15 protein-coding genes are annotated in these 15,532 nt (G+C 51.8%); 6 read left to right on the top strand and 9 right to left on the bottom strand.

The window, feature by feature from the left end; all coding sequences use genetic code 11:
- Positions 1–16: 16 nt before the first annotated feature.
- From PHH49_05685 to PHH49_05645, 9 genes are all read right to left on the bottom strand, one after another.
- Positions 17–424, bottom strand: coding sequence for a hypothetical protein (locus PHH49_05685; protein ID MDD5488434.1), 408 nt, complete (start codon positions 422–424; stop codon positions 17–19).
- Positions 425–426: 2 nt separating this feature from the next.
- Entirely contained in the window at positions 427–768 is a 342-nt protein-coding gene (locus PHH49_05680) for a hypothetical protein (protein ID MDD5488433.1), read from the bottom strand.
- 3 nt (positions 769–771) lie between these two features.
- A complete protein-coding gene (locus tag PHH49_05675) occupies positions 772–1,125 on the bottom strand; it encodes a hypothetical protein (protein MDD5488432.1) in 354 nt (117 codons plus the stop codon).
- Between the two features lie 30 nt (positions 1,126–1,155).
- Entirely contained in the window at positions 1,156–1,635 is a 480-nt protein-coding gene (locus PHH49_05670) for a hypothetical protein (GenBank protein ID MDD5488431.1), read from the bottom strand.
- A 28-nt stretch (positions 1,636–1,663) separates the two neighbouring features.
- Positions 1,664–2,182, bottom strand: a complete 519-nt coding sequence (locus PHH49_05665; protein MDD5488430.1) for a hypothetical protein — start codon at positions 2,180–2,182, stop codon at positions 1,664–1,666.
- A 140-nt stretch (positions 2,183–2,322) separates the two neighbouring features.
- The gene (locus tag PHH49_05660) at positions 2,323–3,840 is read right to left on the bottom strand and encodes a YifB family Mg chelatase-like AAA ATPase (GenBank protein ID MDD5488429.1); all 1,518 of its coding nucleotides are present in this window, start codon (positions 3,838–3,840) and stop codon (positions 2,323–2,325) included.
- Position 3,841: 1 nt separating this feature from the next.
- Positions 3,842–4,228 carry a YraN family protein gene (locus PHH49_05655; protein MDD5488428.1) on the bottom strand — a complete coding sequence of 129 codons (387 nt, stop codon included), beginning with the start codon at positions 4,226–4,228 and terminating at the stop codon, positions 3,842–3,844.
- On the bottom strand, positions 4,206–4,631 hold the full coding sequence (locus tag PHH49_05650; GenBank protein ID MDD5488427.1) for a hypothetical protein: 426 nt from the start codon (positions 4,629–4,631) through the stop codon (positions 4,206–4,208). The genes PHH49_05655 and PHH49_05650 overlap by 23 nt, the downstream gene beginning before the upstream one ends.
- A 54-nt stretch (positions 4,632–4,685) precedes the next feature.
- Positions 4,686–5,288: a sigma-70 family RNA polymerase sigma factor gene (locus PHH49_05645; GenBank protein MDD5488426.1), complete on the bottom strand. Its 603-nt coding sequence runs from the start codon at positions 5,286–5,288 to the stop codon at positions 4,686–4,688.
- A gap of 165 nt (positions 5,289–5,453) precedes the next feature.
- On the opposite strand from PHH49_05645, the gene PHH49_05640 reads away from it, so the two are divergent.
- From PHH49_05640 to PHH49_05615, 6 genes are all read left to right on the top strand, one after another.
- The gene (locus PHH49_05640) at positions 5,454–5,834 is read left to right on the top strand and encodes a response regulator (protein ID MDD5488425.1); all 381 of its coding nucleotides are present in this window, start codon (positions 5,454–5,456) and stop codon (positions 5,832–5,834) included.
- A gap of 32 nt (positions 5,835–5,866) precedes the next feature.
- Positions 5,867–7,093, top strand: a complete 1,227-nt coding sequence (locus PHH49_05635) for a diguanylate cyclase (GenBank protein ID MDD5488424.1) — start codon at positions 5,867–5,869, stop codon at positions 7,091–7,093.
- Positions 7,083–8,828 carry a DNA polymerase/3'-5' exonuclease PolX gene (polX, locus tag PHH49_05630; GenBank protein ID MDD5488423.1) on the top strand — a complete coding sequence of 582 codons (1,746 nt, stop codon included), beginning with the start codon at positions 7,083–7,085 and terminating at the stop codon, positions 8,826–8,828. Before PHH49_05635 ends, polX begins: the two co-directional genes overlap by 11 nt.
- Before the next feature lie 5 nt (positions 8,829–8,833).
- Complete coding sequence (gene ligA / locus PHH49_05625; protein ID MDD5488422.1) at positions 8,834–10,825, top strand: NAD-dependent DNA ligase LigA; 1,992 nt, start codon at positions 8,834–8,836, stop codon at positions 10,823–10,825.
- 112 nt (positions 10,826–10,937) lie between these two features.
- Positions 10,938–13,403 (top strand): glycogen/starch/alpha-glucan phosphorylase, encoded by a 2,466-nt coding sequence (locus PHH49_05620; GenBank protein MDD5488421.1) that lies wholly within the window; start codon positions 10,938–10,940, stop codon positions 13,401–13,403.
- A gap of 58 nt (positions 13,404–13,461) precedes the next feature.
- Positions 13,462–15,528: a UvrD-helicase domain-containing protein gene (locus tag PHH49_05615; GenBank protein ID MDD5488420.1), complete on the top strand. Its 2,067-nt coding sequence runs from the start codon at positions 13,462–13,464 to the stop codon at positions 15,526–15,528.
- Positions 15,529–15,532 lie beyond the last annotated feature (4 nt).

Genomic DNA, 15,532 nt, shown 5'->3' with positions numbered 1-15,532 from the left:
CGTTCGCAGTAGTGGATCAATGCTGTTCAGAAGAAGGATCAGGGGGTAATTTCAGCGCAGTGGGGGTGGTGGTAAAAACGTCAGAAGAGGTGTCGGGCTGAGTCTGGTCGCCTATCCCCGTAGTGTCCGCTTCGGAATAGATCATTGTTCCTTCCGGTGAAGTGGACAATGTCTTTATGCCGGAGATCGCTTCAAGAAGATAAGTGTTATCGATCTTCATAGAAGACAGCTCTTCTTTCGGATAAGCCGGGGACAACGCGCTGGTGGTATTGTTCTTCTCGGGATCCTGATGTTTAAGGCCCGCCCGTACAGGATAATCCAGGCCAGTTGATTCTTCCGCTTCGTACCAGTCATCGGCGGAAATAACGGCACAGAATAAGCAGCTTATTAGCACAAAACAAAATAAAAGATATATGTGTCTCATGTTTATTCCTCATCAGTACCCGCGTGACAACCCAGGGCCGCCGGTAATCCAGAATATATGAACACAGTAGGGTCCTCGGGAACATCATATGACCGGGCCATGTCAGAGGCGTTCCCTGTTTCCTGGGCCACAAGATCATCCATTTGCTTGTTATCCCGTAGGGTTTCGGGGACAAAAGCCTTTATATCGTTATCTTGTCCTGGCGAGACGGATTCCTGGCTTACCGTTATAACGTGATCATCCATAGAACTATAACTGGTGGCTTCTTCCGATTCATACCAGTCGTCGGCTAAGGCCGAAAAGCATATAAGCATGAAGGAACATAATATAAGTAAAAGTTTCATTTTTTACTCCTCTGCTGCTTGACAACCCAGGACCGACGTCACCCCGGAATATTCAAATATAGTAGAGTCCTCGGGGACATCATATGCCCGGGCTATTTCAGTGGCGTTCCCTGTTTCCTGGGCCACAAGATCATCCATTTGCTTGTTATCCCGTAAGGTTTCTGGTACGAACGCTTTTACGGCGTTATTATTTGAAGGGGATAGGGATTCACAGCTTGCGGCGATCATATGGTCGTTCAATGAGCTGTAACTGGTGGCTTCTTCCGATTCATACCAGTCGTCGGCAAGGGAAGCGGGGATACTCGCGCACATGACCACCAGAAATAAGGCCAGACATATGAAAAATATAGTCTTCATCTTTTCGTGTCCTTTCCGGCGCGCGTGTTGTTAGATACCGGCAGGAGGAGGGGAACCTGTACCTACTCCTATCGGATCTTCGCCTGCTTCCGCTCCTTCCATTCCATCGTTGTAGCCTCCCGGATCCAGCTTGATGGCTATGGTCGCGGTGTTGACGTCAGATGACGGAGAAATGCCCATGGCCTTGGTCCCCTGAGCATACTCCATCTGGGTATGCAGGTTCTGGGAGGCCGTAAGGGCCATCCTTTCCTCTTTTTCGAACAGGACATTGTTGCTGGCGACATCCAGTTCGCCCTTATTTGCGACCTTGGGAGTGAAGGACGCGGTCGTACTGTTCTTTTGTTCGTCAACGACGTTCTTGATGCCGGCAAGAGCGGCATAATCAAAAGAGGTCGATTCCTCGGATTCATACCAGTCGTCGGCGAAAGACTCCATCCTGTACATGCCGAATACAGGCAAAAAGATGAAACCGAGAAATACTATCAAGCATAAGGAAACGGTTATCTTCATGATATGCCTTTCTTGTCCTTGCCTTAGCTCAAATGAACGAAGCCACTGGCGGTGGAGTGGGACCGGGGTCGTCGCCCTGGTCGCCGGTATCCGTATCATCATCCGGTGGCGGCATGCCCCCTACAGCGGCTACAACATTCTCGTCGAACTGATATGAGATCGGGATGGCCGAGAAAGTATCGGAACCGGTATTAACCCCTTGTATGGTGTCAGGGGAGGTATAACTGTCGTTCGTATTTATACGGCTATCGGATGATAGGGAGGAAAATGTCATTGCTGTCTGGAACTCGGTTTTTACGGCCTGCATATTGTTCGTGCTGGCAGTAACGTCCGCCAGTTCATTCTTTGAGAACACGGGGGTAAGGGATGATGTTTTTTCATTCTTTTCGGCAGACGCGGATTTTATGCCGGCCACCGCGGTATAATCGAAGGAACTCGCTTCTTCCGCTTCATACCAATCGTCAGCGAATGAAGATGTGTCGCCCGAAAAATGCAGGAAGAGGAGGGATATGATGGATAATGTGATAAATAAAGTGAGTTTTTTCATTTTTATCCTCCAGGTCTATGGCGCATTTATCTTGTCCGCAATCTCACGCGCATAACTACACATTGCTCTAGTTAAAGTTTACCCGATGTAATCATAAAGGAAAGCTAGAAAACCATGCTTTTTTTTGGACTAACCTTGGTTCAATGCCATATGCCCCGGTCAAGTGTTCTATATCCGATGGCTTCTGAAATATGCTGGGTAGTAACAATATCAGAACTATCCATATCAGCAATAGTTAGAGATATTTTCAAGATCTTGTGATAGGCTCGTGCACTTATGCCCAGTTCAAGTATAGCTGTTTTGAGCAATTTCTCCGCTTCATCCGATATTTTGCAATACGTTTCAATGTCTTTTGGCCCCATATTCGCGTTAACGCGTTCCGGTCCAAACCTTGAACTTTGTATGTTCCTCGCGGCAAGTACACGTTCTTTTATGTTCGTAGAGCTTTCTCCCGTCCTGCGTCCGGAAAGGTTCTCGTAGGAGAGCCGGGGGACCTCGACATGTATGTCGATACGGTCCAGAAGGGGCCCTGATATCTTGGACAGGTATTTTTGTATCTGGTGCGCGCTGCAGTGACACTGTTTGCGCGGGTCGGTAAAATATCCGCATGGACACGGGTTCATCGCGGCTATCAGGAGGAACCTTGAAGGATAAGTGCTGGACCTCTGTACCCGTGTTATGGTCACCTCACCGGTTTCCATAGGTTGTCGCAATGTCTCAAGGACGTCCCTCCTGAACTCCGGGAATTCATCCAGGAAGAGCACCCCGTGGTGGGAGAGCGTTATCTCTCCCGGCATGGGGCTGGTACCGCCACCGACCATCGCGGCATAAGAGATAGTGTGATGCGGCGAGCGGAAAGGACGCTCCCTGATCAAGGAACCGTTTTTCAACAGGCCCGATATACTGTGGATGTTCGTGGCCTCAAGACGTTCATCATGGGAAAGGTCCGGGAGAATACCGGGAAATCTTTTAGCCAGCATGCTTTTCCCGGAACCGGGTGGCCCGATCATTAGTATATTATGTCCACCCGACGCGGCGACCTCAAGCGCGCGTTTCACATGTTCCTGGCCTTTTACGTCGCGCATATCAGGATAGGTATTGCTTGCGGCGGACGCGTCTTCCCGTACGGGTTCCGCGGGTGTTATCAGGTCGAGCCCTTTCAGGTGGTCTATGACCTCCCTCAGACCGCGCGCGCCATAGATCTCCACTCCTTTTATGTGCGAGGCCTCCTCGGCGTTAGCCGCGGGGAGTATTATGGCTTTGCACCTGTCCTTTAGCGCCAGCGCGGCCGAAAGGGCCCCGCGTAACGGTTTTAACCTGCCGTTGAGGGAAAGCTCCCCGACGAAAGCTGTTCCTTCCAGACAGGCCACGTCCACGATATCCTCGCAGGCGAGCACCCCGATGGCTATCGGCAGGTCCAGCCCGGCCCCTTCTTTTTTGGTGTCTGCCGGGGACAGGTTGACCGTTACTCTTGTCGACGGGAAATGGAATCCGGAGTTCCTGATCGCTGAGCGTATCCTGTCGCGGCTTTCTTTTATCGCGGTATCTGGCAGGCCGACCACTGTAAAGCAGGGCAGGCCACCTGAGATGTCCACTTCAACGTCCACCGCGCAGGCCTCGACGCCTGTATTGCACGCGGATCTGGTCTTAGAAAGCATTTTATCCCTCCCTAGTGTCATGAATAGCGTTTATGATATGGCGTAGTATCTTGAACCCGCCTCTATGGTCAAGGTTAACGGTGATGACGTCTATCCGCGGGGAACGGGGCAGATGCCTATGGGCGGCCATGTAATAGCTGCAGTTCTCCACGAGTTTCCTGGCCTTATACCTGTTTATCGCGAAGGCGGGCGCGCCGTATTTTTCTGATATGCGTGTCTTTACCTCGACGAACACAAGCAGGTCGTTCTTTACGCATATGATATCGATCTCCCCGAACGGCGTGCGTGAATTCCGTTCGATTATCCGGAACCCGCGCGCCCTCATGAAACGCGCGGCCATCTGTTCTCCCAGCATGCCGATATTTCTATTGGTCCTTTCCAGTGCCATTGTCCTCCCGTATCGTGTTCCCGCGGGGATGTCCATCTCGTTCGTCCCCACATGTCTTTTTTACCATAAGCATGAACCTGGCGGCTCGAGAGTCCAGGATGACCTTGAGCCACAGTATCATGGAGATGCCCAGGAATTGAAAAAAATAACGCCTTACAGTGAAAGAAAAAAATAGAGCGAGCATGGCGGACAATAGATACTTTTTGCCGCTAAGATATCCCGTAACGCCTACAAGTATCCGGCGTGTCCCGCGTTCGCGGCATGTTCTATGCGCGGCTATGACCGCGGCGCGGCAATCCTGGCACTCACAAAGGTGTGTTTCTATCCTTTCCCCGGCTTTGTTGTTCCGGTATATGCCAGCGATGTATTCGCCGAGTTCCTGTTCTGATGGACAATTTCGCATGGCGCCCCCTTTTATATTAAGACAAGAGCAGGCGATGGATTGCTGCAAGTTTTTTTAAGGGTGATCGCATATTTTTTCCGATAGAACACGCCTGCCCCTGCATATCATGGCTGAGATAGTGCCGCGTGGAAGGTTCATGATGGAGGCGATCTCCTTTTGGGAAAGGCCGTCTAAAAGAGAGAAAGTGAGCGCGAGCCGCGTTCTCGGCGGCATATCGCTTAGTTTTTCGCGGAGCCGCGCGCGCAGGTCCGCGAGTTCCGTTTTTTGATCCGGACATTCCCGGGGATCAGGTATTATATCCAGAAGACACAGGCCCAGGTCGCCGTCCGGTCGTTCTTCAAGGGAACGCGCCTGCGCTGACCTTTCCCTGAAAAAGACTTTTTTGCAATAGTTCGACGCGGTATTGAACGCTATTATCGACAGCCATGACCTGAGTGCCTCAATATGCCTTAATTGCGATAATTTATCTTTTTCCCAGAGATACAGGAAAACCTCCTGTACTATGTCGTTCACGTGGTCATGTGCCGGTCTTATCCCGTAATCCTTCAGACGCCGGATGATGCCTTTTCTTACGATCGGGGTGTAGCTCTTTATGAAATGATCCCAGGCGTTCTGGTCTTTTTCCAGGCATTTTTTTATCAATAAAGACGGTTCCATTCGGACAGCATAGCACCTTATTTATTAAAAATCAATATATATTTGATGTAAAATGAATATATTTCTGATCCCCGGCGCGGGCTATGGGGTGGGGTGGCCGAAGGATGGATTTCCTTTTGCTTTATTTACAGGAATCGTATATGATATACATGGAAAGGGGGAAAAATGCCGAAAATCATGGTGGTCGATGATCAGAAGAACGTGTGTGACCTCTTGGCGTATGTATTCGAGAACGAGGGGTACGAGATAATCTGCGAAACGAGTTCCGTGATAGCCCTTGAGCGCGTGATCAAGGAGAAGCCTGATTGCGTGCTTCTTGACCTCGTCATGCCGGATATGGACGGCATTGAGTTCCTTATAAGGGTAAGAAAAGAGATCAGCGATATTAAGATCATAATAATGACAGCCCATGGTGATTATGATAACGCGACTAAATGCAAGGAGCTAGGGGCGTACGCCTATATACCCAAACCGTTCGATGTGGACGTTGTCAAAGCTACAATAAGAAAATGCCTCGGGATAAGCGAGGATAAACTGATCATTTGACAGGGTCCGTCCGCTTTCCGTCCAGAGGCCATATGAAAAAGACACGCAGGATACTCGTTATAGGCGGGGCCGACAATATCAACGCGGTCCTGCGGGCCTGTCTTGATAATACGCCGGGATATGATGTCGAGTACGATATCACCGGCGTCCCCGAACTATCCAGGATAACAAGATGTTCCCCTGACATGATACTTATCGACATGAGCGCGCCCGGTGCCGCTTACGCGGATATATGCGCTGAGCTTAAACGTGATTTCGCCACTGTCCATATTCCCGTGATGGCGCTCATGAATAAAGCGGTGCTTACCGCGGGCGGGTTCGAAACCGTCCAGGGTCTTGACGACTACATACTCTCGCCGCCTGATCCGGTGGAACTTAAAGTGCGGATGGATATAGCGATAAAAAGATCACAACAGAGTTTTTACGCGAGTCCGCTTACGGGTCTTCCCGGGGGGATAGTAATAGAGGAGATGTTGAACGAAAGAATAAAGAACGGGACACCTTTTGTCGCCGGCCATGTGGACATAGACAATTTCAAGTCGTTCAATGATAAATACGGGTACCTCAAGGGTGACCGCGTGATCATGCAGACGGCGTATATGCTGAGCGTGTCGGTCAGGAACCACGGGAACAAGTCCGATTTCGTGGGGCATATAGGGGGCGATGATTTCGTCATGATAACCACGCCTGAGAAGTATAATGCCATATGCCAGAATTTCATATGCATGTTCGATACCATCGTGCCTTTCCATTACGCGCCGGCGGACCGCAGGAAAGGGTATATACAGGCGAAGGACAGGGCCAGGAAGATAAGAAGGATACCTATCATGAGCGTTACCGTGGCGTTCGTTATAAAGAACGGGCCGCTTGAGCTCAACAGCATCATTGAGATGAACGAACGTATCGCCGAGGTTAAACAATATCTCAAGGCCATAAAGGGAAGCAAGTATATGGCCGATCGCAGGATAATGGAAAAAGGCGACCATCTCACGGTCAGGCTTTTCAGTAATGACGAATCCATCGTGAAGAGTTATAAGCCGCTCGGGCAGATACTTATCGAGAAGAACATCGTGACGGTAGAGCAGCTTGACAGCGCCCTCAAGACTCACTGGAAGAGGGGGATAATGCTGGGAGAGGTGATGAAGGAAATGGGGCTTATAGATGACGCGGGTCTGGCTGAAGCCCTTATGTGCCAGGGGAACGATCTGGAGGGCTCCGAAGGGACCATTCCGCCAGCGGGCGATAAATATGAACAATGAACAGATAGCCGAAATATTTTTCAGGATAGCCGACGCGCTTGAGATAAGAGGGGACAATGTCTTCAAGATTCGGGCGTACCGGACGGCGGCGCGCAATATAAGTGAACTTGCCCGTCAATTGTCGGACCTTTACGCCGGAGACCCGGGTTCCCTGGATGGGATCGAGGGTATAGGCAAGGACCTCAAGGCGAAGATAATTGAAATGCTGGGAACGGGGGGTCTCGCGTATTACGATGAGCTCATGTCCGAGTTCGAGCCGGGCTTTCTTGACCTCTTGAACCTGTCCGGTCTCGGGCCGAAGAAATTATCCAAATTGCGAAAAGAGCTCGGCATCAATAATGTGGACGACCTGGAAAAGGCCTGTAAGTCGGGCCGTGTAGCCGAGCTGCCGGGGATGGGGGACAAGACCGAGGCCAAGATACTCGAGTCCATTGAGCATTACAGGAAAAAACAGGGCAGGCTTCTATTGCCGGAGGCTTACGCGTACGCCAGGGCCATGATCGAATATCTTGAAAAACCACGCGGGCTTTTCAGGAAGACCGATATCGCCGGAAGCCTGAGGCGGGGAAGGGAGACCATAGGGGATATAGATATACTCGCTACCGTAAGTGACCCCGAAAAAGCGATGGAACATTTCACGGGTTTTCCCGGAGTTGGATCGATCGTGGCGAAAGGCGCGACAAAATCCAGCGTATCGCTCAAGGGGGGGCCGCAGATAGATCTCAGGGTTGTGGACAAGAACTCTTATGGAGCGGCGCTCCAGTATTTTACGGGTTCCAAGGAACACAACGTCAAGTTGAGGCATATAGCAAAGAACAAAGGATATAAGCTGAGCGAATACGGTGTTTTCAAGGTGACCCGGAACGGGAAAGAGGTCTTTGCGGCCGGAGGCACCGAGAGAGAAGTTTACAAAGAGCTGGGACTTGGATTTATCCCGCCGGAAATGCGCGAGAACAGAGGAGAGATAGAGGCGGCTCTTTCCGGGACCCTGCCTTCGCGTCTGGTGGAACTGGACGATTTAAAAGGGGACCTGCATCTACATACCAACGCGACCGACGGCACCGCTACCATAAAGGAGCTGGCTGAAGCGGCGAAGGACAAGGGCTATGAGTATATCGCCATAACGGACCATTCCAAGCTCATAAGGATAGCGAAAGGGATGGACGAGAAAGAGATACTTGCCCACGCCGACAGGATAAGAAAGGTCGCCCGTTCCGTAAAAGGGCTTAAGATACTGGCTGGTGTGGAAGTGGATATCCTGGCGGACGGTACGCTTGACCTGGAGGACTACGCGCTCAAGGAGCTGGACCTTGTTGTGGCGGCCATACACTCGAACTTCTCGCTCGACAGGGAAAAACAGACGGAGCGCATATTGAGATGCCTCGACAACCCGTACGTCAATATCCTGGCCCATCCATCCGGTAGGCTGATATCGACAAGGAAGGGCCTAGAGGCGGACATGGACAGGGTCTTCAGCAAGGCCGCTGAAGCGGGGGTCTTCCTTGAGATAAACACGCATGGTGAGAGGATAGACCTGAACGATGTGAACTCGATGAGGGCAAAGGAACTGGGCGCGGGAGTGGCTATAAACACGGACGCCCACAGCGTGGCCCAGATGGATCTCATGTTCTACGGGGTCGTGACGGCCCGCAGGGGCTGGCTGGAGAAAAAAGATGTGCTGAACACGCATGGGTATGACGCGCTCATCAAGAAGATCAGGGGACGGAGAAGCTGAGACGGATGGCAGAGAACATAAAAAAAAGAATAGAGCGGCTGAAAAAAGAGATACTCGAACATAACCGGCTTTATTATACGGAAGGCGCTCCGAGCATATCGGACTCGGCGTATGACGGCCTCATGGCGGAGCTCAAGGAACTGGAAAAGGGGCATCCCGAATACGCCACGCAGGATTCCCCTACGCGTACGGTCGGGGCCCCCGTTACGGACAAACTTAAAAAGGTGCGGCATATCGTGCCTATGCTCAGCCTGGAGAGCGTGAATGCCGAGGACGGGGCTACGCGTTTCGACTGGACTTGCGAGAAAGAAGCCGGGCATATGTCCGGATACGTGTGCGAACCCAAATTTGACGGTATGAGCATTGAGCTCGTGTATGAAAAAGGGGAGCTCGCGCGCGGCGTCACCAGGGGTGACGGTTTCATCGGTGAGGACGTGACGCTCAATGTAAGGACCATATCGAACGTACCGAAGAAACTAAAGGGAAAGAACGTGCCCGATCTTTTATCCGTGCGCGGAGAGGTCATGATGCACATCAGCGACTTCCAGGAGCTTAACAGAAAGCAGGCGGAAAAAGGACGAGACATGTTCGCCAATCCGCGGAACGTCGTAGCGGGTTCCATGCGGCAGCTGGACCCGGAGGTAACGGCCGCGAGGAAACTTCATGTTTATGTGTACCAGATCATGGATATTTCGGACGGGATGCCCGGGACGCAGAAAGAGGCGCTGAAAAGGCTGACGGCGCTGGGATTCGGAGAAGCTCCCGATATAGAACACTGCGCGGATATACGGGAAGCCATTTCCTATCATCACCGGATGGAGGAAAAAAGGGAGCGGATGGACTATGAGATAGACGGTGTTGTTATCAAGGTGGACGACATACGGCTCCAGGAAAAGCTGGGCATGAGGACCAACAACCCGAAATGGGCCGTAGCATATAAATTCAAACCGAGAAAAGAGATCACGCGGGTCGAGAATATTATTGTACAGGTCGGGCGTACGGGAACGCTCACGCCGCTCGCGCTCCTTAACCCGGTCGAAGTGGGAGGGGTCACCGTGTCACGCGCGACGCTCCATAATATGGACCAGATCGAGCGGCTCGGGGTGAAGATAGGAGACTATGTGAAGGTGGAACGCGCCGGGGACGTTATCCCGTACATATCAGGAGTGCTCAAGGAGAAGAGGACCGGTAAGGAGAAGGATTTCCGTATGCCGTCCAAATGTCCGAGCTGCGGCGGCCACATAGAAAAAGAGGATGTATTTTACAGGTGCCCGAACGGCCTGTCATGCCCCGCTCAGGCGAAAGAAGCCATAACGCATTACGCGTCGAAGGACGCCGCGGACATAGAGGGACTTTCGGAAAAAACGGTGGCGCTTCTTTATGACAGGGATATCATAACCGGGATCGCGTCACTTTACGATATCAAGCGTGAGGACCTTTCCGCGCTCGAGGGGTTCAAGGACAGGAAGATGGCGAACATCCTTGGCGCTATAGAGAAAAGTAAGGATATTACCCTCGACAGGTTCCTTTATGGGCTAGGGATAAAGAACGTCGGGAAACATATCGCGAAGCTTATCGCCGATAAGTTCGGTACGCTGGACAGGATAATGGCGGCGACGAAAGAGGAGCTGGTGGAAATAAACGAGATAGGGCCGGAAATAGCCGAAAGTATCGTCGAATGGTTCTCCGAAAAACATAATATCGCCGCGGTGGGGAAGATACAGAAAACCGGCGTCAGGATAAAAGCGGTGGAGAAAAAGAAGGACGGCGTGTTCTCAGGAAAGAAGGTAGTGTTCACCGGTACGATGAGCGCCATGTCCCGGACCGAAGCGGAAAAACTAGTGGAGTCGATGGGAGGGCAGGCCTCTTCCAGCGTCGGGCCGGGTACGGATATACTGGTGGCCGGGGAAAAGGCCGGGTCGAAACTCGATAAAGCGAAAAAGATCGGAGTGAAAGTCCTCAGCGAGGAAGAGTTCATCAAGATGATATCCAGATGAACTCTCGCTATTGTCTTGCTATAGTAAATAGCAGCAATTATAATAACAGTGTATCCAAGTTTTAAAGCAAGCACGGGCCGTGCGATCGGGCAAAGCAGGGAAGGGCGGGCATATGATAGAGAAGAAAGATACCCAGAAGATCGTGAAAGCCGATACGGAGGACCTTAAAGAGGCTTTTATGCATAACAGGCGGTACGCGCTCGCGAAAGATATCTATACCGCCACGGATTATGACAATTTCAAGTCGCTCGCGATAGCCATACGAGACCGGATAATCGAGAAATGGATACTTACACAGCAACTTTACCACGCCGAGAACTGTAAACGCGTTTATTATCTCTCGCTCGAATTCCTGCTTGGACGGCTATTAGGCAATAACATAATGAACCTTGGACTGGAGAATACCACGACGGAAGCACTCTCGGAACTCGGTTATGACCTGGAAGACCTGCGGGACAAGGAGCTGGACGCTGGTTTGGGGAACGGTGGCCTGGGAAGGCTCGCGGCGTGTTTTCTGGATTCCATGGCTACGCTCGGCATAGCCGCTACCGGCTACGGGATAAGATATGACTACGGGATATTCAACCAGAAGATAATAAAAGGATGGCAGGTCGAGTATCCCGACGAGTGGCTACGCCTGGGCAATCCCTGGGAATTTGAAAGGCCCGAGTATACCATAAAGGTCAAGTTCTATGGTAAAACGGTGAAACGGGTGGACAAGAGCGGCCGGTTCGTGGTTGACTGGGTGGATACCAAGGACGTACTGGCCATGGCGTACGATACGCCTGTATCGGGATACAAGAACGGTGTCGTGAACAACCTGAGGCTGTGGTCGGCCCGCAGTACCGAAGAGTTCGACCTTGAGTATTTCAATGACGGCGATTACATGAAAGCGCTCGAACAGAAGATCTTCTCCGAGAACATATCTAGAGTGCTGTATCCCAGTGATAACGTCTATAAAGGCATGGAGCTCAGGCTGAAACAGGAGTATTTCTTCACGTCGGCGTCCATATACGACATAATCCGCCGCTTCAAGGTGGAGAACAAGGATTTCAGTACGTTCCCCGACAAGGTAGCCATACAGCTGAACGACACGCATCCGGCGGTATCCATAGTGGAGCTCATGAGGATATTCCTGGACGAAGAAGAGCTGGACTGGGATACGGCCTGGGGGATAACCACGCGCACTTTCGCTTATACGAACCACACGATAATGCCGGAGGCCCTGGAAACATGGCCTATCTCCCTTTTCGGCAAACTCCTGCCCAGGCACCTCGACATCATATACGAGATAAACATGCGTTTCATGCAGGAAGTGGCCAGCAGGTACCCGCACGATAAGGACAAACTGAGGAGGATGTCGCTTATAGAAGAAGGCCCTGACAAAAAGGTAAGGATGAGCAATCTTTCCGTGGTCGGGAGCCATTCCGTGAACGGCGTCTCCAAACTCCACACGGAACTATTGAAGACGCGTCTTTTCGCCGACTTTTACGATTTCTGGCCGGACAAGTTCAACGCCAAGACGAACGGCATAACGCAGAGAAGATGGCTGAAAAAAGCTAACACGCGCCTGACGGACCTTGTGACGGAGACCATAGGGGACGACTGGTGCCAGGACCTTTCGCAGATGAAGAAGCTCATACCGTTCGCCGATGACGCCGCTTTTCGCAAGAAATGGCGCAAGGCAAAACTCGAGAACAAGAAGGAACTGGCCGGGTATGTGAAGACCAGGACGGGCCTGGTGATAGACCCGGACTCCATGGTGGATGTACAGGTCAAACGCATACATGAGTACAAAAGGCAGACGTTGTTCGCGCTGTACCTCATATCCGCGTATCTCAAGATAAAGAACGGGGACCGGGACATCGTGCCCCGCACGGCTATCATAGGCGGCAAGGCCGCCCCGGGGTACCTGATGGCCAAGCTGGTGATAAAGTTCATCAATAACATCGCCAATGTCATCAATAATGACCCTGAGACCAAGGATAAGCTCCGGGTGGTATTCCTGGAGAATTACAGGGTGTCCCTCGCGGAAAAGATATTCCCCGCCAGCGACCTTTCCGAGCAGATCTCCACCGCCGGGACCGAAGCTTCGGGTACGGGCAACATGAAGTTCATGCTCAACGGCGCCGTGACCATTGGTACCCTGGATGGCGCTAACGTGGAAATAGCCGAAGAGGTAGGACCCGAGAATATCTTCATATTCGGCCTTAAGGCCCATGAAGTGCAAAGCCTCGAAGCCGGAGGATATGACCCCAGGGACTATATCAGGAAAGACCCTCATCTCGCTGAAGTGATGAAGCTCATACAGGAGGATTTCTTCTCCCAGTTCGAGCCGGGTGTGTTTAAGCCGCTCGTTGACTCGCTCGCGCTGCAGGATAAGTTCAAGGTGTGCGCCGATTTCGCGGATTACATAGCTACCCAGGAGAGGGTATCGGCCGCTTTCCTCGACAAGGAAGAGTGGACTAAAAGGTCCATATTGAACACCGCGAATTCCGGAAGGTTCTCAAGTGACAGGACGATCGCGAACTACGCGGACGAGATCTGGAAAGTACCCTACGGTAGGCCAAGGGTATAGACCGGCAGGATGACGGCACGTTTGATTTTACCGGCAGCATGGGATATAATGGCGCGATATGAAAAAATACATACTTCACGATCCTTCCGGGAACGTAGAATCACATATAGATTTCAAGGGCAACCTTAATCCCGAGCAGTATGAGGTGGTTACCGCGGCGGAAGGACCGTGCCTAGTGCTTGCCGGGGCCGGGAGCGGTAAAACGCGTACCCTGATATACCGGCTGGCGTATCTTCTGGAGAGAAAGGTCGACCCCAGGAATATCCTCCTCATGACATTCACTAACAAGGCCGCGCGTGAGATGAGGAATCGCACGGAGATGCTCCTCAAGTACGAGCCTAAGGGCCTGTGGAGCGGGACTTTCCACCATATAGGTAACAGGACGCTTCGCATGTACGCCGAACATATAGGTTTCGGCAGGGATTTCGGCATACTCGACCAGGACGATTCAAAAGACCTTATCAAGGCGTGCATGAAGGCCATCGGCACAAAGGCCAAGGAAGAAAAGTTCCCCAAGCCTTCAGTGGTACAGTCCATAATAAGCCTGTCGCTCAACACGGGTAAGACCATAAAGAAAGTACTGGAACAGAGGTACTCTTATTTCGAGCGGTTCGCTGGCGAAATAGAGGGCATAATGGCCCTTTATGAGAAAAAGAAGAAAAGTTCCAATAATATGGATTATGATGATCTCCTGATAAAGTGGCGGCAGTTATTGGAGACCGTACCGTCCGCGCGGGAAAGGTTCACCAACCAGTTCCGTTACATAATGGTCGACGAGTACCAGGATACGAACATCCTGCAGGCCTCGATAATCGATATACTTGGGGAGAAGTACCGAAACCTCCTGGTGGTGGGGGACGACGCGCAATCCATTTACTCGTTCAGGGGAGCGCGGGTGGACAACATCCTGGAGTTCCCGTCCAGATATAAGGACGCCAAGGTCTATAAGCTGGAGATAAACTACAGGTCTACTCCGGAGATACTGGAGCTGGCGAACGATTCGCTCCTCAATAATACCAGGCAGTTCGAAAAAACGCTCAAGGCGGTGAACCCGTCGCTGGAAAAACCGGTCCTGGTCGAAGCCAAGGACCTGTACGCACAGGCCTCTTTCCTGGCGCAAAGAGTGCTCGAGATGAGGGAAGAAGGCGTGGAGATGCGTGATATGGCGGTACTTTTCAGGGCGCACTACCAGTCCGCGGAGCTTGAAATGGAGCTCGTCAAAAGAGGCATACCTTATATAGTCCGTGGCGGGATAAGGTTCTTCGAGCAGGCGCATATCAAGGATGTGCTGGCGTACCTGAAAATGGTGGCCAACCCTCTTGACGAGATAGCCTGGATGAGGACGCTTACCATGTGTCCCGGGATAGGACCGGGATACGCCGAAAAGATATACAGCCACTTCATGTCCTCCGGCAGGGACATTATGGCTTTTGTCCGCAGCGAGGACATATCCAGGGTAGTCCCGCCTAAGGCCGTAAAAGGCTACGAGAAGTTCCGCAGGATAATGAAGGTGGCCACTGACCCGGCGACTTTGGCGATCGCGCCCGGGGAGCTTATCGACAAAGTGCTCTCTTCCGGCTACGAGGACCACCTTATGACGAATTTCGAGAACGCCAAGGACCGGTTGGACGATATTCATGAGCTTATAAATTTTTCCCACGAGTATTCCGAGCTCAAGGATTTCCTTAACGATATGACGCTCAGGGAAAGTTTCAGGGGGGAGACCGTACTGGGGGCTAAAGAAGAGGATGAACATCTTGTCCTTTCCACCGTGCACCAGGCAAAAGGTCTTGAATGGGACGCTGTGTTCATAATCGGTCTTTGCGAAGGACAGTTCCCGCATCCAAAGGCCATGCAGGAAGATCCTGAAATGGAAGAAGAACGACGGCTCTTCTATGTGGCCGTGACCAGGGCCAGGAAATATCTTTATCTCCTGCACCCGGTGACAAGGTATGACCACCAGATGGGTACCGTAATATCCAGGCATTCAAGATTCCTGGAAGAGCTTAGCCCCGGGGAATATGAGGTCTGGGAGGTCGAGACGGCCCTGACCGGGTTCAACGACGACCCCGGAGACGAGATGTCGTACGGCGCTGGCGCCGAGATGGACATTATCGACCTTTGAAACG

Source organism: Candidatus Omnitrophota bacterium, assembly GCA_028715965.1.
Taxonomy (GTDB): Bacteria; Omnitrophota; Gorgyraeia; order Tantalellales; family Tantalellaceae; genus JAQUQS01.
The sequence above is the reverse complement of the archived record's forward strand: the minus strand, read 5'-3'. Positions and strand labels throughout refer to the sequence as shown.

Bases quoted from the DNA above. Each gene is read 5' to 3' on its own strand.
- PHH49_05645 (MDD5488426.1), bottom strand. From the start codon at position 5,288: ATGGAACCGTCTTTATTGATAAAAAAATGCCTGGAAAAAGACCAGAAC.
- PHH49_05665 (MDD5488430.1), bottom strand. From the start codon at position 2,182: ATGAAAAAACTCACTTTATTTATCACATTATCCATCATATCCCTCCTC.
- polX (MDD5488423.1), top strand. From the start codon at position 7,083: ATGAACAATGAACAGATAGCCGAAATATTTTTCAGGATAGCCGACGCG.
- PHH49_05685 (MDD5488434.1), bottom strand. From the start codon at position 424: ATGAGACACATATATCTTTTATTTTGTTTTGTGCTAATAAGCTGCTTA.
- PHH49_05680 (MDD5488433.1), bottom strand. From the start codon at position 768: ATGAAACTTTTACTTATATTATGTTCCTTCATGCTTATATGCTTTTCG.
- PHH49_05635 (MDD5488424.1), top strand. From the start codon at position 5,867: ATGAAAAAGACACGCAGGATACTCGTTATAGGCGGGGCCGACAATATC.
- PHH49_05675 (MDD5488432.1), bottom strand. From the start codon at position 1,125: ATGAAGACTATATTTTTCATATGTCTGGCCTTATTTCTGGTGGTCATG.
- PHH49_05640 (MDD5488425.1), top strand. From the start codon at position 5,454: ATGCCGAAAATCATGGTGGTCGATGATCAGAAGAACGTGTGTGACCTC.
- PHH49_05620 (MDD5488421.1), top strand. From the start codon at position 10,938: ATGATAGAGAAGAAAGATACCCAGAAGATCGTGAAAGCCGATACGGAG.
- PHH49_05650 (MDD5488427.1), bottom strand. From the start codon at position 4,631: ATGCGAAATTGTCCATCAGAACAGGAACTCGGCGAATACATCGCTGGC.
- PHH49_05655 (MDD5488428.1), bottom strand. From the start codon at position 4,228: ATGGCACTGGAAAGGACCAATAGAAATATCGGCATGCTGGGAGAACAG.
- PHH49_05660 (MDD5488429.1), bottom strand. From the start codon at position 3,840: ATGCTTTCTAAGACCAGATCCGCGTGCAATACAGGCGTCGAGGCCTGC.
- ligA (MDD5488422.1), top strand. From the start codon at position 8,834: ATGGCAGAGAACATAAAAAAAAGAATAGAGCGGCTGAAAAAAGAGATA.
- PHH49_05615 (MDD5488420.1), top strand. From the start codon at position 13,462: ATGAAAAAATACATACTTCACGATCCTTCCGGGAACGTAGAATCACAT.
- PHH49_05670 (MDD5488431.1), bottom strand. From the start codon at position 1,635: ATGAAGATAACCGTTTCCTTATGCTTGATAGTATTTCTCGGTTTCATC.